At 47.0% G+C, this 20,174-nt stretch carries 18 protein-coding genes; 12 read left to right on the top strand and 6 right to left on the bottom strand.

Annotated elements, in window-relative coordinates; translation table 11 throughout:
• The first annotated feature begins 124 nt into the window (after positions 1-124).
• Complete coding sequence (locus GN278_09345) at positions 125-676, top strand: shikimate kinase (GenBank protein XAT60920.1); 552 nt, start codon at positions 125-127, stop codon at positions 674-676.
• The gene (locus GN278_09340) at positions 669-1,790 is read left to right on the top strand and encodes a 3-dehydroquinate synthase (GenBank protein ID XAT60919.1); all 1,122 of its coding nucleotides are present in this window, start codon (positions 669-671) and stop codon (positions 1,788-1,790) included. The genes GN278_09345 and GN278_09340 overlap by 8 nt, the downstream gene beginning before the upstream one ends.
• Before the next feature lie 24 nt (positions 1,791-1,814).
• Here the strand turns inward: GN278_09340 and ssb are convergent, their stop codons facing one another.
• From ssb to miaA, 6 genes are all read right to left on the bottom strand, one after another.
• Positions 1,815-2,288, bottom strand: a complete 474-nt coding sequence (gene ssb, locus GN278_09335; GenBank protein XAT60918.1) for a single-stranded DNA-binding protein — start codon at positions 2,286-2,288, stop codon at positions 1,815-1,817.
• 151 nt (positions 2,289-2,439) lie between these two features.
• Complete coding sequence (locus GN278_09330; GenBank protein XAT60917.1) at positions 2,440-4,527, bottom strand: dipeptide ABC transporter ATP-binding protein; 2,088 nt, start codon at positions 4,525-4,527, stop codon at positions 2,440-2,442.
• An 87-nt stretch (positions 4,528-4,614) separates the two neighbouring features.
• The gene (locus tag GN278_09325; protein XAT60916.1) at positions 4,615-5,808 is read right to left on the bottom strand and encodes an ABC transporter permease subunit; all 1,194 of its coding nucleotides are present in this window, start codon (positions 5,806-5,808) and stop codon (positions 4,615-4,617) included.
• A gap of 13 nt (positions 5,809-5,821) precedes the next feature.
• Complete coding sequence (locus GN278_09320) at positions 5,822-6,868, bottom strand: ABC transporter permease subunit (GenBank protein ID XAT60915.1); 1,047 nt, start codon at positions 6,866-6,868, stop codon at positions 5,822-5,824.
• A gap of 101 nt (positions 6,869-6,969) precedes the next feature.
• Positions 6,970-8,625 carry a diguanylate cyclase gene (locus GN278_09315; GenBank protein XAT60914.1) on the bottom strand — a complete coding sequence of 552 codons (1,656 nt, stop codon included), beginning with the start codon at positions 8,623-8,625 and terminating at the stop codon, positions 6,970-6,972.
• A gap of 429 nt (positions 8,626-9,054) precedes the next feature.
• Complete coding sequence (gene miaA / locus GN278_09310; GenBank protein XAT60913.1) at positions 9,055-9,957, bottom strand: tRNA (adenosine(37)-N6)-dimethylallyltransferase MiaA; 903 nt, start codon at positions 9,955-9,957, stop codon at positions 9,055-9,057.
• Positions 9,958-10,081: 124 nt separating this feature from the next.
• Between miaA and GN278_09305 the strand changes: the two genes are divergently transcribed.
• The 10 genes from GN278_09305 to fabZ all read left to right on the top strand — a co-directional run bounded on the left by GN278_09305 (position 10,082) and on the right by fabZ (position 20,174).
• Complete coding sequence (locus GN278_09305) at positions 10,082-10,813, top strand: UMP kinase (GenBank protein ID XAT60912.1); 732 nt, start codon at positions 10,082-10,084, stop codon at positions 10,811-10,813.
• A gap of 86 nt (positions 10,814-10,899) precedes the next feature.
• Positions 10,900-11,463: a ribosome recycling factor gene (locus GN278_09300; protein XAT60911.1), complete on the top strand. Its 564-nt coding sequence runs from the start codon at positions 10,900-10,902 to the stop codon at positions 11,461-11,463.
• Positions 11,464-11,486: 23 nt separating this feature from the next.
• Positions 11,487-12,212 (top strand): di-trans,poly-cis-decaprenylcistransferase, encoded by a 726-nt coding sequence (gene uppS / locus GN278_09295; protein XAT60910.1) that lies wholly within the window; start codon positions 11,487-11,489, stop codon positions 12,210-12,212.
• Positions 12,212-13,000, top strand: a complete 789-nt coding sequence (locus GN278_09290; protein ID XAT62616.1) for a phosphatidate cytidylyltransferase — start codon at positions 12,212-12,214, stop codon at positions 12,998-13,000. The genes uppS and GN278_09290 overlap by 1 nt, the downstream gene beginning before the upstream one ends.
• Entirely contained in the window at positions 12,997-14,169 is a 1,173-nt protein-coding gene (locus tag GN278_09285) for a 1-deoxy-D-xylulose-5-phosphate reductoisomerase (protein XAT60909.1), read from the top strand. The genes GN278_09290 and GN278_09285 overlap by 4 nt, the downstream gene beginning before the upstream one ends.
• Positions 14,170-14,185: 16 nt before the next feature.
• A complete protein-coding gene (gene rseP, locus GN278_09280) occupies positions 14,186-15,532 on the top strand; it encodes an RIP metalloprotease RseP (protein ID XAT60908.1) in 1,347 nt (448 codons plus the stop codon).
• Positions 15,533-15,719: 187 nt separating this feature from the next.
• A complete protein-coding gene (gene bamA, locus GN278_09275) occupies positions 15,720-17,972 on the top strand; it encodes an outer membrane protein assembly factor BamA (GenBank protein XAT62615.1) in 2,253 nt (750 codons plus the stop codon).
• A gap of 2 nt (positions 17,973-17,974) precedes the next feature.
• The gene (locus tag GN278_09270; GenBank protein ID XAT60907.1) at positions 17,975-18,532 is read left to right on the top strand and encodes a hypothetical protein; all 558 of its coding nucleotides are present in this window, start codon (positions 17,975-17,977) and stop codon (positions 18,530-18,532) included.
• 75 nt (positions 18,533-18,607) lie between these two features.
• Positions 18,608-19,495, top strand: a complete 888-nt coding sequence (locus GN278_09265; GenBank protein ID XAT60906.1) for a hypothetical protein — start codon at positions 18,608-18,610, stop codon at positions 19,493-19,495.
• A 211-nt stretch (positions 19,496-19,706) separates the two neighbouring features.
• Entirely contained in the window at positions 19,707-20,174 is a 468-nt protein-coding gene (fabZ, locus tag GN278_09260; protein ID XAT60905.1) for a 3-hydroxyacyl-ACP dehydratase FabZ, read from the top strand.

Below are 20,174 nucleotides of genomic sequence, written 5' to 3'. Positions count from 1 at the left end.
TCCCATCGATCAGCCTTTTTATTTTTGCATTTATCTGTTCCCTTTATATATAGCCTTTTGCCTAAGATCACGTCATTCAATAAGATCAATTGCAATTTAGCGGTAGATTGCCAATAAGAAGCGAATGAAATTGGTTTTAAATAAAACGGTTGCGCTGATCGGCATGATGGGGGCGGGCAAAACAGCGGTCGGTAAAGCCATTGCCGCGCGTTTGCGCGCACCGTTTATCGATTCTGATAGTGAAATTGAGCGCGCAGCCAATATGAGCATTGCCGAAATTTTTGAGCGCGACGGAGAAGCTTTTTTCAGAGAAAAAGAAAGCCAGATTATCAAGCGCCTGATTGAGGGTGAAAAATGTATTCTGTCCACTGGTGGCGGAGCCTTCTTGGCAGAACATAATCGTCGGTTGATCCATGAAAAAGGTGCCTCTGTTTGGCTTAATGCAGGCCTAGACGTGCTTTGGGGGCGGGTGAAAAACAACCCAAGCCGTCCGCTTTTGCAAACAGAAAATCCGTTTCAAGCCTTGTCTAAATTATATTCAGAACGAAAATCAATTTATGCTCTGGCCGATTTATCGGTCGAATCCGGAGCTCAGATTAGTGTAGATGATATGGCTGATAAGGTCATATTAAACCTATTAAACCGCCCTGATATTCTGGAGAGGCAAGATGGTTGAAAACGTGCATGTCGGCTTGGGCGATCGCGCCTATGATATCATTATCGCCGAGCGGCTCATTGAGCAAAGCGGCGATTACATATCGCCATTTCTCCAGCGTCCAAAAGTTGCAATTGTGACAGATGAAAATGTTGCAAAACAACACCTCAAGCCGCTTGAGGCCGCAATGAACGCAAAAGGAATTCAGGTTAGTTCTTTGGTGCTTCCATCCGGTGAGACAACAAAATCATGGGGCTATTTGACCCAAACCGTTGAGTGGCTGCTGGATCAAAAAATCGAGCGGCGTGATGTTGTTATTGCTTTGGGCGGTGGGGTCATCGGTGATTTGGTAGGATTTGCTGCGGCGATATTAAGGCGCGGGGTCCGGTTTGTGCAAATGCCCACTTCATTATTGGCGCAGGTCGACAGTTCGGTTGGGGGCAAAACGGGAATTAACACTTCGCATGGTAAAAACCTTGTGGGCGCGTTTCATCAACCTTGCTTGGTCTTGGCCGATATTTCTGTTCTAGATAGCCTTGCGCCACGCGATTTTCTGGCGGGATATGGCGAAGTGGTTAAATATGGTTTGCTTGGAAATTCAAAGTTCTTTGATTGGCTGGAAGACAATGGGCCAAAGATGGCGTCGGGCGATCAAAATGCCCGACTAAAGGCCATCAAAACCGCCTGTGAAATGAAAGCTGAAATTGTTGTACGCGATGAAACCGAACAGGGTGATCGGGCGCTTTTGAACCTTGGGCATACGTTTTGCCATGCCCTAGAGGCCGCCACTGGCTATTCAAGCCGTTTGCTACATGGCGAAGGCGTTGCCATTGGGTGCGCCTTGGCTTTTGAGCTGTCATCGCGTTTGGGGCTCTGCGCGCAAGAAGCACCCAGCCGGGTGCGGTCCCATTTAGCAGATATGGGTATGAAAACCGATTTGAATGATATTCCCGGTGATTTGCCTGATGCGGATGGTTTGCTAGACCTGATGCGACAGGACAAAAAAGTCGTTGATGGTCAACTAAATTTCATTCTGGCCAAAGATATCGGAAAAGCCTTTGTCGCACGTGATGTGGCGCAGGATGCGGTACGCACCCTTCTTAATGATGCCCTTGCGAGCCGATCGGCCCGCTAGAGTTTTTGTTCATTTAGGGTAACTTTAAAACGGGATCTCGTCATCTAGATTACGAGAAGGAAGGCTGCTACTTTCTGCGGCGGGCTCGGGCGAAGAATATCCACTATCATAGCCTCCGGGCGCTCCGCCACTGCCACCGGAATCGCCGCGGCCATCCAGCATTGTCAGTGTTGAGCCAAAGCCTTGTAGCACCACCTCAGTTGAATAGCGGTCATTGCCGGATTGATCCTGCCATTTGCGGGTTTGAAGCTGACCTTCAAGATAAACTTTAGAGCCTTTGCGCAGATATTGCTCAGCAACGCGAACGAGGCCCTCGTTAAAAATGGCAACCGAATGCCATTCGGTTTTTTCGCGGCGTTCGCCTGTATTGCGATCTTTCCAGTTTTCTGAGGTTGCAATTCGCAGGTTGCAGACCTTCCCGCCATTGGGAAAATTACGCACCTCGGGATCACGTCCTAGATTGCCTATTAAAATGACTTTGTTTACCGAACCGGCCATTGCCTATCTCCTGTCGAATCCTTTGGTGTGTGTTTACCTAGTTTAGACCACTCAATAAAGGTTAAGGAAAGCCTAATCCACAACGATATAGCAAAATGGGGTTAAAAAGCGGATATACTGTTTAGGTCAAAAAATCGGCCTAATACGTTGATTATTCAGCGGCAATCTTGATCACAGGCTCCATCTTGGACAAGATGTCCGCGGCAAGGTGGCATTTGATCTCATGCCCTTCTTCAAGTCGCCGTGTTGGAGGCACTTCTGTGTCGCAGAGATTATTCGCGACCTCGGATTTCCAACGGCAGCGGGTCTGAAACGGACACCCAGAGGGCGGATTCATCGCCGAAGGTATATCCCCCTCAAGCACAATATGCTGTTTTTCAACGCTCGTATCCGCGATGGGAACGGCCGAAAGCAAGGCCTCTGTATAGGGGTGATAGGGCGGCGAAAACACTTGATCCGTGCTGCCCAGTTCGACCACATGGCCAAGGTACATCACCATTACACGGTCGCTAAGGTAGCGCACGATAGAGAGATCATGACTGATAAACAAAAGCGTGGTTTTTTCGCGGCGTTGAATTTCCATCAAAAGATCTGTTACCGCAGCCTGCACTGATACATCCAAAGCCGATACGGGTTCGTCTGCGACAACAATCCGTGCACCGCCAGCAAAAGCGCGCGCGATCCCGACCCGTTGTTTTTGCCCCCCCGATAATTGGCGCGGCATGCGTTCGGCAAAGGCGCGTGGCAACTTAACCAAATCCAACAGCTCAAGCATACGCTCGGAGCGGTCCTGATCTGAATTTCCAAATCTGAAAATTTCAAGCGCCCTGATAATTTGCCGGCCCACGGACATCGACGGGTTAAGCGTATCGAACGGATTTTGGAACACCATCTGGATGTCCGCAACAGTTTCCGTATTGCGATCCTCAATTGATGTGCTTTCGATATTTTTGCCATCCAAAAGGATTTCGCCTTCGGTTGCGGTCTCTAACCCCATAAGCACTTTTGCAAAGGTTGATTTTCCACAACCGGATTCGCCAACAATGGCCAAAGTTTCACTTTCGCGCGCTTCAAAGCTAAGCGTTTCATTGGCTTTAACAACCTTTTTGTCGCCCGCAGAGCCAAACAAGGCGTTGGCGGCGACTTCATAATATTTCTTCAGGTTGTCTATTTTTAAAACGACCTCACCAGGTTCTGTTTTTTCCGATGTCACGCTGGCTTTGATAGGTGCATGCCAATCAATTTCGGAAAACTTCAAACACCGGCTAAAGTGGCGATCATCACCCTCAATCACTCCCATTGAAATTTCGCTTTGATTGCAAAGGCCCTCTTCATAATAATCACACCGAGGGCCAAAGTTGCAGCCCATAGGACGTTCATGAGGCAGCGGAAAATTGCCTGGTATAGCCACTAAAGGGCGGGCATTTTTATTAGCGCCGGGCAGGGGAATAGATCTAAAAAGCGCTTGGGTATAGGGGTGCTGCATTTTGTCGAAGACATCTTTGATGCTGCCGGTCTCAACCGCCTCGCCCGAGTACATCACACAAATACGGTCGCAGGTTTCAAGCACCAATCCAAGGTTATGGGAAATAAACAGCATTGATGTGCCGTATTTTTTCCCCAGGTCTTTAACCAGTTCAACAACAGCGGCCTCAACAGTGACATCAAGCGCAGTGGTTGGCTCGTCTAAAATGAGCAAGGACGGCTTTGACATCAGCGCCATCGCAATCACAATGCGCTGTTGCTGCCCTCCGGACAATTGATGTGGAAAAGATTTAAGAATACGCTCTGGATCCGGAAGCTTCACGTCGCCAACCACCTCAAGCGCACGTTGATAGGCGTCCTCTTCGGAAATGCCTTCGTGGATCATGGGCACTTCGATGAGCTGTTTGCCAATTTTCATCGCTGGGTTCAGCGAGGCCATTGGTTCTTGGTAAATCATGGCAATTTCATTGCCTCGAATGCCTCGAAGCTCTTCATCGCTCATGGCTGAAAGATCTTGGCCTTTGAATTTTATCTGCCCGCCCACAATACGTCCGTTTACGCCAAGGTCCTGCATTACACCCAAAGCAACCGTGGACTTGCCACAACCAGACTCGCCCACTAACCCGACGGCTTCACCAGGCTGCACATCAACCGAAAAATCCATCACCGCAGGAATTTCTCTTAGACGCGTAAAGAATGAAATTGAAAGCCCGTCGATTTCAAGGATTGGTCCGTCATATTTTGGCTTGGTCATCAGCTATTCCTTTTTTACGGGCGGCAGATCAGTGCCTTACGTCAGTTTACCCTTCACGCTAGTGAGTATCTTAGCGGTCCTTTCGGTTTAATCCTTTAGGCTTTCTTCGCGCAATCCGTCCGCAAGAAGGTTCAATCCTAGAACCAAACTAAGCAGTGCAAAAGACGGCGCTAGAGCAGGGTGCGGGTATATCGACAGAAGTTTGCGGCCTTCGTTAATAGTTGCCCCCCAGTTTGGGCTTTCCGGTTCAAGACCCAGACCAAAAAACCCAAGCGTTCCAAGCAAAATGGTGGTGTAACCGATCCGCAAACAGAAATCGACAATCAAAGGACCGCGCGCATTAGGCAAAATTTCCCAAAGCATAATATACCAAGGGCCTTCGCCTCGGGTCTGGGCGGCGGCCACATAGTCGCGGGTTTTTATATCCATCGCCAAACCGCGTACGATCCTAAAGACGGTTGGCGAGTTAACAAAGACTACCGAGACAAATACTGTTAAAAGCCCGCCATCCACGTTGAACAAATCAATCGCGTTAAACAGGGTGATTTTACTACCGTCTTCATTAATCAAAGAAATATAAAGCATTAAAAGAACGAATAAAACGCCCGATAAAACGATATTGCGCTTCTGCGGAACAATATACAGTCGAGAGTTGATCAAAACCGTGCAGAAAATCAGTGGAAAGGCAAACAGCACCGCCGCCATATATTGCGGCATTCCTGTTAATCTAATCTCTGGTGTGACGAGCAAATAAAAGAGTAAAATCACTGGAAAGGCGAGAATTAAATTGGCCGCGAATGACAGCGCTGTATCCAACCGGCCACCGTAATAGCCTGCTGGAAGTCCAAGCGTGATGCCTGCCATAAAGGCAAAAAGAGTGGCCAATGGCGCGATCACAATGACCACAGTGCTGCCGGCAATCATTCTGCTGAACACATCGCGGGCCAGTGTATCGCCCCCAAGTAAAAAATAGGCGTACTCATTTTCTTCAGCGCCGCGCATCGGTGTGCCTGGTACTTTGTTTTTCATCCCAGAGACCTGCGACAAAGGATCGTGAGTCAAAATTAAATCTAACGCACCGGCATAAAAGCCTGCAAAGACCCAAAACATGACAATGGCAAAACCGATCATACCAATGGTCGAGTCAAAGAGCTTTCCATAAAGGCCGAGCCTGCGCTTGTAGAGGATCGATAAAGCAAACAAAACGACAAGCGATATCCATACAGGCATAAGCTGCATCAATATGCGGATGATGATTTCACCCCAAGATAAAAGTTCCATGCCGCTGCTCCCTTTATGTCACTTTTATGCGTGGGTTGAGGTAGACATAGCCAATATCGGAAATAAGCTGTGTCACCAGTACGACAATTACCGAAACAACCGAAACGCCCAGCAGTAGCTCGATATCATTATTGCCGGCTGCCTGAACAAGAACCCACCCGAAACCTTTGTAATTAAACAACGTTTCTACAATCACAACGCCATTCAAAAGCCACGGGAATTGCAGCATGATGACCGTAAAGGGTGCTATGAGGGCGTTTCTAAGGGCGTGTTTTACAACAATATTGCGGAAGCTAACGCCTTTCAGGCGAGCGGTTCGGATATACTGTGCCGTCATCACCTCTGCCATCGAGGCACGCGTCATGCGCGCAATATACCCCATGCCGTAAAGTGCGATCGTAATCACCGGCAATAGGAAGTTTTCTATATTTGCATCCTCCATGGCTTTTGTCGCGGTACCTTTAAACCACTTCAACCCAAAGGCCGATGAAGAAAATATTGCGATAAAGATGACGCCCGACACATACTCCGGCGTTGCGGTCGTTGTGATTGCAAATGTCGAGAGCGTTCGGTCCGTGCGGGACCCTTCGCGCATGCCTGCGACAACTCCGACAATCAATGCGCTTGGAACCATCACAAGCATCACCCAAAACATCAGTTTCGCTGTGAGCGATAAGCGCGTGCCAATAATTGAGCTTACTTCATCTTTGAAAACAGTGGAATAGCCCCAATAGCCTTGCAAAATCCCACAAAATTTGGGCACATCTTCCAGTTCCATGGCGGGCAGTTGACAGCGCCGCCGTGTTTTGTCATCAGTTCCTTCGATAACATAGCCGGGCAATACGCCAAGCCACTGGCCGTATTTTACAGGCAGTGGCTGAAGATAGCCACGGTTGGATAACATGGTTTGTACTGCGGCATCATCCATCCGAAAGTTACCTTCGGATTTCGCCAATTTTTCCAAATTCGGATAAAGGTTCGTCATAAAAAAGACGATGAATGTAAGGCATAATGCGGTGAACAGCATGACCACTGTCCGCCTAAGTATGAATAGTCCCATTTTATTCCCTGTACCGCTCAGGCAGTGCGTATGGTCGCAGCATTAGCATTTTTTATGTAATCTAGCCACAGCGGGTTTACCGCTGTGGCCATTTTTGGTTCTTAAGCTGTAAAGCCCCATTTGTAGATTTGCGGCAGATACGCAATATGCATATCGCAAACCACGTTTTCTTTGTGGAACCGGTTCAAGCTTCTGAAGTAGGGCTGAATGGTTACACCCTCTTCAACGATCAAAGCCTGACATTTGCCAGCAACCGCACGCCGAGTGTCTGCATCAGCAAGAGAGTTTGCCTCTGCCAAAAGCGCATCAAACTCTGGGTTGTTCCAACCAAATTCGTTCCAAGCTTCGCCAGAGCGATAGGCAAGACCCCAAACTTGTGTCGCCAAAGGACGGTGGTTCCAGTTGGTTGAGCTGTAAGGATATTTCGCCCAATCATTCCAGAATGTTGAACCAGGCAGGATGGTGCGTTTTACTTTAAACCCAGCATCACGAAGCTGCGCAGCAACCGCGTCTGTTGTGTCTTTGCGGTAGCCACCATCGATAGAGATGACCTCATGTTCAAAGTCCATCATGCCCGCTTCTTCCATCAAAGCTTTCGCTTTGGCGGGATCATAGGGCAAACGGCCAACACTTGGATCATACTCTGGATGCATTGGTCCAGCGTGATGGTTATCTGCTGTAATACCGATATTGTTAAGGCCCAATTCAAGACAGACACTGTTGTCAACGGCCATAGCAAGTGCTTGACGCACGCGTTTATCGCCGTATTTAGGTTCGGTTTCTTGGTTTGCACGGATAACAATCGTTGCGCCAGAGGCAACGGTTGATTGAGCCATGCCCAGTCCGGCCATAATGTCGATGAATTCGCCATCAACATCCCATACCGCATCAACTTCATCAGCTTCAACAGCAGCCACCCATGAGGATGGGTCAGTGCCGTAATCGATGAATTCAAAGCGGTCCAGATGTGCGCCTTTGCCTGCGGCATAGCCCCACCAGTCATGATCTTCATTGCGAACGATCACGCCTTTAACACCAACCTCAAGCGATTCTGGCTTATAAGGACCGGTGCCAACGGCGGTGCCCAACATATTGTCAGGATTGTGACTGCTGTGCACAATAGCGGCTGGATAATCGGCCATGCCTGCGATGATTGTAATATCAGGTGCAGAGGTGTTTAGTTGAACGGTGTGGCTGTCTACCACAACGATTGCGCCATCAGCAGCTTGGCCTGAATCGGCATCAATCAGCGTTGCCATACGGCCAGCCATTGAGTTGCCTTCAACGGACTTATCACACCAGCCAGCAATATTGCGCGCAACGTCATCGGCTGTAAAATCATCACCATTGTTCCACTTAACGCCTTTACGAACGTTCAAAGTGTACTGTGTGGCATCTGCGTTGGCGCTCCAGCTTTCTAGAAGCATAGGATTAAAGCTACCATCGTTGTTGTATTCCACGAGGTACTCAAGCCAGCCTGCAGTGTAAGTGGCAATTTGCGTCCAGTCATAAGTTCTTGGATCTTTGAGCGCCCGAACTTCCATTTGGAAACGGATTGTTCCGCCTTGCTTCATGTGCCCGCCAGCTAATGCGGGTGTCGCCAGCCCGCCAAGAGCGCAGGCGGCAGAGGCTGATAGGCCCAAAGCCGTTGTGCGAGATAAAAATTCCCGGCGGTCAAGCTGACCGGACTTAAGTTCTGTGGCATACATTTCCGCTGCCGGGTGAATGTAGCTCTCGCTACGGTTGTTATGCGTCATAGTTTTTTCTCCCTGTGACAATTTCGGAGGCTCTTAATTCACTGAATGGGCCGTTTTAATTGCCCGAGCAAACAGCACTTTAGCTCCCTATGAGTTCATACGGCATTAATTTTTGCAAGACGTCAATAACATTGATCGGCACTTTTTGGTTCAGGAACGACATTGAGCAATTCTAAATACGACATAATTTGAAAATATTTTCAAAGCGCTCATTTCAAATCATGCGAATTTTCCAATGTCATATAGGCGAAAATAAAGCTGCCTGTGTTAGTATAAATATTGAATGGCGGCAGTAATTCGAAAACTAACTTCTGCAATAAATCAAAATGATAATTTTTAGCCAGTATTTCTAGGGCGAGTATATGCTTAAAAAAAACAGGTTTTTTTGGTTTTAAAGGAAGCCAACAGAGATATTACTCAAAAAAACGATTAACCTATACAATGTGTCGCATCAAACCAATGCCAGTGCCTCATTTTGCTACGAAACCATGTGCGCTGCCGTTTGGCAAATTGCCGCGTGGCGATTGTTGCGGATTGCTGTGCCTGTTCCAAAGACAGTTGCCCACGAAGGTGGGCAATCAATTGACGCGCGCCAATAGCCTTGGAGGACAATTGGTTTTCATTCCAGTTTGGCAGATGCCCTGCGGCTTCTTTTAGTGCGCCAGCTTTGACCATTTTTTCAAAACGCTGTTCAATTCGGGTATTGAGCCATTCCGTATCTGTTTCCATGACGATTGCGCAGCAATTTTCAAGCGGCAAATCTGGCGTGGGTGTTTGAGAATGCCAATACGAAAGTGATTTTCCGGTAGCCTGCTGCACTTCCCACGCTCGCTGGACGCGCATCGGGTTTTGAACGTCTAGCTTTTGAATAGTGTCTGCATCTATATCGTCTAGTAAAATTTGAAATCCATATTTTTGCACTCGGTCGTTTGCTTCTTGTCGTAAACTTTCAGAAATAGGTGGAAGCTCGGCAAGCCCCTGCGTCAGGGCTGTGAAATAAAGCCCTGTCCCCCCCGTTATAATTGGCCTTTTGGCCTCACGTATCAGCGGCCGCACTTCCCGTAACCAATGACCAACAGAATAATGCGCATCCCGCGCAAGGTGGCCGTAAAGCGCGTGGTCTATTTCTGCTTCATCCTGGGCGCTTGGTCGGGCACTTAAAACGCGCCAATTCGAATAGACTTGAATGGCATCGGCATTCACGATCAAACCGCCATGCCTGCGCGCAATTTCCATCGCCAAGTCCGACTTGCCAGATGCGGTGGGTCCGGCAATCAAGATTGGCTGCCTATGGTCAACACGTTCGAGGTCTGTTAGGGAAAAACTGTTCATCCGTGTGCATACGATCCTTGGCCTTTTTGCGTCAAGGCGATATGGCCAAAATGTGATGCGCGATTAGGGTCGCCAACTGGCGGCATATTGGCATAAAATTAGTAATATGCGCAAGGAGTGCAATATGGATCAAACCCTCGCCCCAAAAACGACATTTACCCGCGTGATGCTGAAAATCTCTGGTGAAGCCCTGATGGGCGACCAAGGATTTGGGCTGCATCCCCCGACAGTTGAACGGGTCGCGCGTGAGGTCAAGACGGTGCATGATCTGGGGGTTGAAATTTGTATGGTTATCGGCGGTGGTAATGTTTTTCGCGGCTTACAGGGCAGTGCGCAAGGAATGGAACGCACAACTGCAGACTATATGGGTATGCTGGCCACGGTGATGAATGCCCTTGCCATGCAAAGCGCTTTGGAAAGCATCGGTGTATATACCCGGGTTATCAGCGCAATCCCAATGGATCAGGTTTGTGAGCCCTATATTAGACGCCGCGCGGTGCGGCACCTCGAAAAAAAGCGGGTGTGTATTTTTGCTGCCGGAACTGGCAACCCTTATTTTACCACCGATACTGCAGCGACGCTCAGAGCAAGCGAAATGGCCTGTGAGGCGATTTTTAAGGGCACAAAAGTCGATGGTGTATATGATAAAGATCCGGTCACAAATGCCGATGCTGTTCGCTATGACAAAATATCATACGATGATGTTCTAGCCAAGCACCTGGCTGTTATGGATGCAAGTGCGATTGCTCTTGCGCGGGACAACAATCTACCGATCATCGTATTTTCATTGGATGAACCGGGCGGATTCAAAGGTATTCTTGATGGCGAAGGAACCTATACAACCGTTTCTGATTGACGTTTGAATTGTGTTCAAGCAGATCGTGCTTTAATCTTGCACTCAAAGGGCAATAAAACAGAGCAAAGAAAATAAGAGAAAAGACTATGTCAGACGATTTTATGCTTGATACCGATGATTTACAACGCCGCATGGATGGCGCGATGGCTTCTTTGAAAACCGAATTTGCATCCCTGCGAACCGGCCGGGCCTCTGCTTCAATGCTTGAGCCGGTTTATGTCGAAGCCTACGGGCAACGCACTCCGATCAACCAAGTGGGCACAGTCAATGTGCCAGAGCCCCGTATGGTGACAGTGAATGTATGGGATAAATCAATGGTTGGCGCGGTAGAAAAGGCCATTCGCGAAAGCGGTCTTGGCATCAACCCGCAACTTAATGGCACAATTATTATGCTGCCAATCCCAGAACTGAATGAAGAGCGCCGCCGCGAATTAACCCGGGTGGCTGCGCAATATGCAGAACACGCCAGAGTTTCTATTCGAAATATTAGGCGCGATGGAATGGATCAGATTAAAAAAGCCAAAACCGATGGAATGTCCGAGGACGACCAAAAGATTTGGGAAACAGAGGTACAAGAGTTAACCGATACGGCGATTAAAGCTGTTGATGACGCGCTTACCTCTAAGCAATCAGAAATTATGCAAGTTTAAGGGTCAGCAAAAAAGTTAGTTTAATGAAAAATTTTGATAAAAATAATAAAACTCCTAATCACGTTGCTATTATTATGGATGGCAATGGACGTTGGGCGCAGGCGCGCCGCAGGCCACGTCTTTTTGGCCATCGTGTTGGCGCAGCCCGCATCCGGGAAATATTGGAAAGCTGCCCTAAACTGGGCGTAAAATATCTTACTATCTTTGCCTTTTCGACAGAAAACTGGAAACGAACGCAAGCGGAAGTCGCCGGTTTGATGAGCCTGTTTGAGAAATATATTCGCAAAGAAGCCGCAAACCTTAAAAATAACGGAGTGCGGGTGCGTTTCATTGGTGATCGCATTAGGCTTGAAGATACGCTCGTTGATTTAATGGATGATTTAGAGCTTATGACCCAAGACAATGATCTTGTGCATTTAACCGTTGCGATAAATTATGGCGGCCGGGATGAAGTTGCACGCGCCACGCGCCGACTGGCCCATGATGTTGAATTAAAAAAACTATCTGCAAAAGATGTAAACGAAGAAACATTGCCCAAATATCTCGATACTTATGTTTTGCCGGACCCTGATCTGGTGATTAGAACCTCTGGTGAGGCCCGCATTTCAAATTTCCTTCTCTGGCAATCAGCCTATGCAGAATATGAGTTTATCGATACCTTGTGGCCCGATTTCACAGCTGACGTCTTTGAAAAGGTCGTCGCCGGTTATTCCCAACGCTCTCGGCGTTTTGGAGGTGCCTCTGTATGATGGGCGCAAAGGGCTGGAGCGATCTTACACCTAGACTGGGGTCTGCGTTGGTGTTGGCCACGATTGCTGGGCTTGCCCTTTGGGTTGGTGGGCTTTGGTTTGCTGGTTTAATCGTTATTATCATAGCAGCAATGGTTTGGGAATTGGGGTCAATGCTGACCGCAGGCTCAAAGCTTAAGATATGGATCATCACGGGCCTCGCTGCCTTTACGATCATAGCCACATCAGTTTGGGATGCTTTATGGGTCAGTGTAACACTGCTACTCATATCAGCAGTCCTTCAACGGATGTTCTTTGTGCACCATAAAAATATAGGAGCATTGTTTTCTTTTGCGATTATGTCTGCTGGCACAGTTCTATTTGATTTGCGACAAGACTTTGGCTTGCCGATTATACTTTGGCTGATTTGTTTGGTGGTCTTTACCGACGTGGCCGGTTATTTCGTGGGCAAAACTATCGGAGGGCCTAAATTTTGGGCCAAAGTGAGCCCAAAAAAAACTTGGTCTGGAACGCTTGGCGGGTGGTTTGTTGTGGCGGTTATTAGTTTTGTTGTGAAAGATTACGTTGCGCCGCAAACTACAGTTTTTGGCTTTGTTCTTTTTTCGGTCTTTTTATCATTTGCTGGTCAGATAGGGGATATTTGCGAAAGCGCTCTTAAACGGGTCTGCGGTGTGAAAGACAGCTCGAACCTTATTCCCGGTCATGGGGGGTTATTAGACCGATTTGATGCAATGGTGGGGGCAACACTTGGATTTATACTCACCGCTCCTTGGGTATTTCCTGTATGAAGCGGGTCAGTATTTTAGGCGCTACTGGTTCCATCGGTCAAAATACAATCGACCTTATTCGACGCGATATGGACAACTTTGAGGTGGTGGCGCTGACTGGTGGGCGTAATGTTGCTTTGCTGGCAAAATCAGCCATTGAGCTTGGCGCCAAACATGCCGCCATTGCAGAGGACGCGCTTTATCAAGACCTCAAAAATGCTCTGGCGGGCAGCGGTATCAGCGTTAGCGCCGGTAAGTTGGCTATTGCCCAGGCCGCTGCAATGCCAGTTGATTGGGTGATGTCATCTATTGTGGGCGCCGCTGGACTTGAACCAGGGTTGATCGCCATGTCTAATGGCGCAAATCTCGCCTTGGCAAACAAAGAAAGCATGGTGGCCGCTGGAGGGTTGATGAAAGCAACCGCTGCAGAAAACAACGTAATGATTTTGCCCGTAGATAGTGAACATTCCGCTATTTTCCAAGCTCTTACAGGCCAAAGTAAAAGTGCTGTTGAGCGCGTTATTATTACCGCCTCTGGTGGTCCATTTAGGAACTGGTCAAACTCAGAACTTGCGACAGTTACGCCAGAGCAGGCTATGGTTCATCCAAATTGGTCGATGGGAACAAGAATTACAATTGATAGCGCATCTATGTTTAATAAAGGCTTGGAAGTCATAGAAACAAAAGAGTTTTTTGAAATAGAGGCTTCGCAAATTGAGGTTTTAATTCACCCTCAGTCCATTGTTCATGCGCTTGTTGGTTTCCACGATGGTAATTTGCTCGCACATGTCGGGCCACCCGATATGCGTCATGCGATTGGATTTGCGCTTTACTACCCTAATCGCAAACCTTTGCCGCTCAACCGGCTCGACCTTACTAAGATAGGGCAACTGGATTTTTCAGAGCCTGATCAAAACAGGTTTCCAGCGCTTAAAATCGCCTATGATGTGCTTGAGTTGGGCGGCGTTGCAGGTGCAGTTTACAATGCATCAAAAGAAGTCGCTCTAGACGCGTTTATTGCCCGCCAAATTAGGTTTTTAGATATGGCTGAAGTAGTAGACCGCACTCTACACCGCTTGTTTGGAACGGCTTGCGAGTTAAGTACTGAGCAGAGCCTTGATAATATAATCCATGCAGACCATATGGGCAGGACGATCGGACAGGAAGAAATTAGCGCACTGAGCGCATAAATACAGGACCGAAACTTTGGATTTGATTTCAATTATCCCCGCTTTTGGCGGTCTCTTGCTAACGCTGGTAGCTTTTGTCGTCGCATTATCAGTAATCGTGGCAGTGCATGAATATGGGCATTATATTGTTGCACGTTGGTCGGGTATTCATGCCGAGGTTTTTTCGTTGGGCTTTGGTCCGGTTTTACTGTCAAAAACCGATAATCGCGGAACCAAATGGCAAATAGCAGCCGTTCCTCTTGGTGGTTATGTCAAGTTCCTAGGCGACAAGAACGCCGCAAGTCAGGCCGATAGAGCAGCTGTTAATATGCTGTCATCAAGTGAACGGCGGTCTTCATTGTCAGGTGCACCTTTATGGGCAAGGTCCGCAACGGTCGCTGCTGGGCCATTGTTCAACTTCGCTTTTGCAATTTTATTACTTTCGGGGATCTCAATTTGGCAAGGTCAATTGCGCGACCCTCTGACAATCGGAACATTATATCCGATGCCCTTTGAGCACAATTTAGAAAACGGTGATGTTCTGCGGTCCATTAATGGTCAAAAAATTCCAAAATTTGATCAACCCATTGCGGTTCAAGCATTTTTTAACAATTTAAATGGATCGACCGAATTTGTTTATGAAATTGAACGCTCAGGTCAAAGGCTTGTTCTGCCCGGACCAAATGTAAACCCACCGCGTGTATTAAGTGTCATACCGCGCTCGGCAGCTGCAGACATTGGGCTAAAAGAGGGTGATTTTATTGTTTCTGTTCAGGGGGATGAAATAGTTACATTTGGCGATCTAAGGCGTCATGTAGAAACTTCTGATGGAATGCCTTTGGCAGTTACTATTTGGCGGGATGGTCAGGAAATAGACCTCACATTGACTCCCAAAGCCATGGACGAGCCATCTAAAGACGGTGGGTTCAAAAAGCATTGGCGTATCGGCGTTGTTGGCGGGGGCTTTTTCTTTGATCCATTGGTTTCACCGCTCAGTCTTACAAAAGGTTTGACGGTTGGAGTAAATGGAACTTGGTCGATAATTTCCGGGTCGGTTTCCGGGCTTTATCACATCGTATCTGGCGAAATTAGCAGCTGTAATCTATCGGGTCCCATAGGAATTGCGGAAACATCTGGCCAAATGGCCCGCCAAGGAGGGGACAACTTTCTTTGGTTCATCGCTGTGTTATCAGCGGCCGTGGGCATGATAAATCTTTTTCCTGTACCGGTCCTTGATGGGGGGCACTTGGTATTTTTTGGTTATGAAGCTTTGACAGGCCGACCCCCAAACGAGGCAATCTTGAATGCACTCATGGTAGCAGGGTTGGCCATTATTTTAAGTTTCATGATGTTTGCGATGGCAAATGACGTGCTTTGTCCATAGTTCTGGTAAGAGAATTTGCTGATAATTTTTTTAATGTAGTTTTGACAAACAAGCGCTTTCCCGATAATCAAAAAGCAGAACATCAGAGCGGAGTAAGCTCATGAGAGGCGTGCAAAAAATGAAATATTCTCAGTGGCTTGGCATCTGGACGCAATGGCGTTGGATAAATAATCTCATTTTTGGCTTTATGTTTGGCCTTCTCGCGGTTTTTGCAGGCTTAGTTTCTGCACAGGAATTTCGCTTTAGCTCGATTGAGGTAACGGGGAACAAACGTATTGAAAGCTCAACAATTCTAAATTACGCAAGCATTCCAGTTGCACAGGTTGTAGATGCAGCAGAATTAAACACGGCCTATCAAAATATCTCTGACAGCGGGCTTTTCGAAAGTGTTGAATTGCAACCCTCAGATGGTCGCTTACTAATCACCGTTCAAGAATTTCCAACGGTGAACCAGATTGCATTTGAAGGTAATAAAAAGATCACCAATAAAACGCTTGAGTCGCTCGTTAGTGTGAAACCTAGACGGGTATTTAACCCAACAGATATTGAGCAGGATCTCGAGGCTATCGTAAAAGCTTATGCTGATATTGGAAACTTGGCGACCCAAGTAACACCACAAATTATTCGTCAGTCAGACAACAGAGTCGACTTGGTATTTGAAATTTTTGAGGGTGGCACTGTTGAAATAGAACGTATTAGTTTTGTTGGTAATTCTGCCTTTAGCGATCAGCGTTTGCGCCGTGTTCTGCAAACCAAGCAGGCTGGGTTTCTAAGAACCGTGATCCAACGCGACACGTTTAACTCAGATCAGATTGAGTACGACAAACAGATATTAAAGGACTTTTACCGGTCTAAGGGCTATGTTGACGCCCGGGTCAATGATGTCACGGCTGAACTGGCAGAAGAGCGTGATGGGTATTTTATAACATTCAATCTTCGCGAAGGTCAGCAATTTCGCTTTGGTCAAGTCGCAGCCGTTTCAAGTTTGCCAAATGTGAACGCAGATGAGTTTTCAGCGGCTTTGAAAATCAAAGAAAATTCAGTTTACGCACCACTTGCTGTTGAAAATGATATTGCTCGTCTCGAATATTTGGCGCTGCGCAAAGGCATCGAATTTATGAAAGTCATGCCGCAAATTTCGCGTGATGAAGCCAACAAGCTTTTGAATGTGACGTTTGAGTTGACCCGCAGCAAGCGTCTTTTTGTCGAACGCATAAATATTGAAGGAAATAAAGGGACATTGGATCGTGTCATTCGGCGGTATTTTCGAACAGCCGAAGGCGATCCCTTTAATCCGCGCGACATTGGCGCCACTGCCCGTCGTCTCCGGGCCTCGGGATTGTTTGCCAATGTAGATATCAGCTCGCGTGACGGCTCTTCGCCCGAGCAAGTGATTATTGATATTGTCGTGACTGAGAAAGCAACTGGATCGTTGTCATTGGGCGGCAGTTATTCTAGCGCACAAGGATTTGGAGCAGCGCTTGAGTATGGAGAGCGCAATTTTCTTGGGCGTGGTCAATCTCTTTCCCTCGCTTTAAAGGGCGGCACTGACAACCAAGTTTATTCATTACGCTTTACCGAGCCATCGTTTTTGTACAATGATTTATCGTTTTCGCTCAATGCGGCTTTTCGGCAAACCGCTCAGCAAAATTCTCTTTATGACACCACGTCTGTGATCTTTGAACCGACAGTAGGCTTTCCAATGGGAGAAAATGGGCGCTTGGCCCTTCGCCTATTCTCCAAAAATAGTGATATAACCGCTGAAAACACTCTCGGGGATGTGATTTCAGCTGAAGAAGATTTACCAGCAGTCACTTCAAACGGTTTGGGGTATACCTACCGCTTTGATACACGGCGTAGTGGGTTCAATCCTGACACGGGTATTCTTTTTCAGATAAATCAGGATTTTTCTGGCATTTCAGGCAATACTTCTAGCATCAAAACTGAAGCAAAACTAATTGGCCAAACAAAGGTGCTTAAAGACGCGGTCACACTACGAGCAACGCTTGAAGGTGGTATTTTAAACTATTCCAAGGGTCAAAGCCGCGTGATCGACCGCTTTAGTATGGGAAGTCAAATTATGCGGGGGTTTGAGCCGGGCGGAATAGGACCGCGCGAATATGTTGCAAACTCCGTAAATGATGCATTGGGCGGTGAGCAATTTTCAGTTGCCCGTTTTGAAGCCGATTTTCCATTGGGCATCCCAGAAGAATTTGGACTGTCTGGAAGCGTTTTTTATGATGTCGGATCACTTTGGGGAATTACCACCAGCGATCCAAATGTGTTGTATAAAGATAGTAGCACGCGGCAAGTTGTGGGCGCTGCGATCTTATGGGCTACACCCATCGGGCCGCTTCGGTTTAATTTCACCCGAGCACTTAAAAAAGAACAGTATGATAAAGAACAAGACTTTGAGTTCACGCTCTCAACCCAATTTTAAATATGCTTAGGCATATTGTCCGGCAGATCTTTGTGGTTGCTGTAGCCTGCTTCCTTTGTGCTTCACCAACCTTTGCACAATCTACGTCAAATACTCAGGTTTTGGTGGTGGACCTCGACCGCGTCTTTACGGAAACCATCTATGGTCAACGTTTGCAGGCAGATTTTAGAGAAGCAGAAAGAGCTTTAGGCAATGATTTCAACAGGATTGCAGGTGAGTTAATCGCTGAAGAAAAACAGCTGCGAGATGTAAGAGCTGAAACACCGCCAGACGAGTTTCGCGAAATGGCCGAAGCTTTTGACACCAAATCAACCAAGCTCAGATTAGAGCAATCTGAACGAAGAAATAAACTGACCCAAGATTTGCAGGTTGCACGTGAAAATCTGTTGCGTCAATTAGGCCCTATATTTTCCCAATTGATGCAGGAACGTGGCGCATCGATTTTAATCCAAAAAGACGATCAACGTATGATTGTTTTTCCACAAGCCGATATTACGCAATCAGCGATTACTTTGATTGATCAAAGGTTAGGCGACGGTGTAGCGACACCTGAAAATTAAAATTTTTGCCAATTACTTAGGTAAAAGCAATTGATATTTAGACGATAGTAAATTGCACAAATAGGGAAGCCAAGTTTGTATAAAGCACGAATATTTAGCGTCTCAGGGCATTTTTGTTTATCTTTTCTCATAACTTTAAAGCTTAGCGGCCATGTGTTAGCAAGTGACATTATAGAAATCGAAACACAACATTTTACTATTGTGTCAGAGGCTGAATTGGATCCTGTCGCTGATCTATTAGCAAAAAATATATTAGACCAATGTGCAGAAAGAACAGACCTTTTAGAATATAGAACAGGTTCCGAAAGAATTCCGTTCTTAATTGCTCGCGATATAGTGGTTTTGGATGAAATATTTCAAAATTACTATAAGGGCCAGATTTCAGTTTCTCCAAATACATCCGTCAGAAACGAATTTTGCGGAGGAGGGAAGGCAGGTGGTATGCTCGTCACCGCTGGAACAATCCGTTTTTGCGTGGGGGATCAAGCATTTTGGCTTGATAGAATACGAGACGAAAAGAAGTTCTGTCCTGACATTACTCATGAGATGATGCACATTGTTCAAAATGAATTAACAGGAGGCGGGTTGCGCAACCCCGGCCAATCCGCAACTGACGTCCTTGGACCTGCATGGATGTTTGAAGGTGCTGCCGAACTATCTGAACATATTTCCAGATTCGGTGAAGCGCGATTGGATCTAATTGATATGTTGGTGCGAGATAGCATTCCGCCGGGCTCGCTTGAACTTTCTCAAATGGAAAGTTTTGATATGCGCGGCACTTATAAAAATCTACATTATACAAAAGGCTTCATTGCGGCAAAGTTCTTATATGACCGTAGTGGATCTGATTCTATACTCTCCTTTTATAAATGCATTGGTCGAAAAAAGGATTGGGAACATTGCTTTGAAAAGACGTTTGAAATGTCTGTTGAACGATTTTATTCCATCCGCTCCTTGAAATAGTTTTACCTATGAAGGAGTTGGCAGGCACATCTATAAATTAACGGTCATCCTAATCGCCAAGCTTTCATGTTGAGTGGGCTTAGTCTCGCAGACGAAGGATGCCAATTATAAAGCGATAGCATTCTCCAGTTTTGCGCCCAATGCAGATCACCCCTTGCTGCAAACCGCTCAGATTGTTAGGACATTACAACACGTAAGATAAAGGTTTCAAATGAGCAGCCAGTCTCTGAGCGCAGATATACAACTCATCCAGCGAATTTTACCCCACCGCTATCCTTTTTTACTGGTCGATAAAGTGGTGGATATCAATGGTACACAATCGGCCAAGGGCTTGAAAAACGTGACTATGAACGAGCCGCATTTTCAGGGCCATTTTCCAGGTAATCCGATTATGCCGGGCGTGACAATCATCGAGGCTATGGCGCAAACTGCTGCGGTTATGGTTGGAACCGCGTTAGATTTGGCTGACAAAGAGTTACTGATTTATTTTATGGCCATTGATAAATGTAAATTCCGCCGCAAAGTTGTTCCGGGGGATGTTTTGGAAATGCAGCTGACCACTCTGCGCGGTAAGCCGGGCGGAAAGGTTTGGAAGTTTGGCGGTGTCGCCAGTGTTGAGGGCGAAATGGCCGCAGAAGCCGAGTTTACTGCTATGATGGATTTGCCTCAGGAGGCGTAG

It is taken from the genome of Rhodobacteraceae bacterium Araon29 (assembly GCA_039640505.1).
Taxonomy (GTDB): Bacteria; Pseudomonadota; Alphaproteobacteria; order Rhodobacterales; family Rhodobacteraceae; genus CABZJG01.
This window is presented reverse-complemented; position numbering and strand designations above follow the sequence as displayed.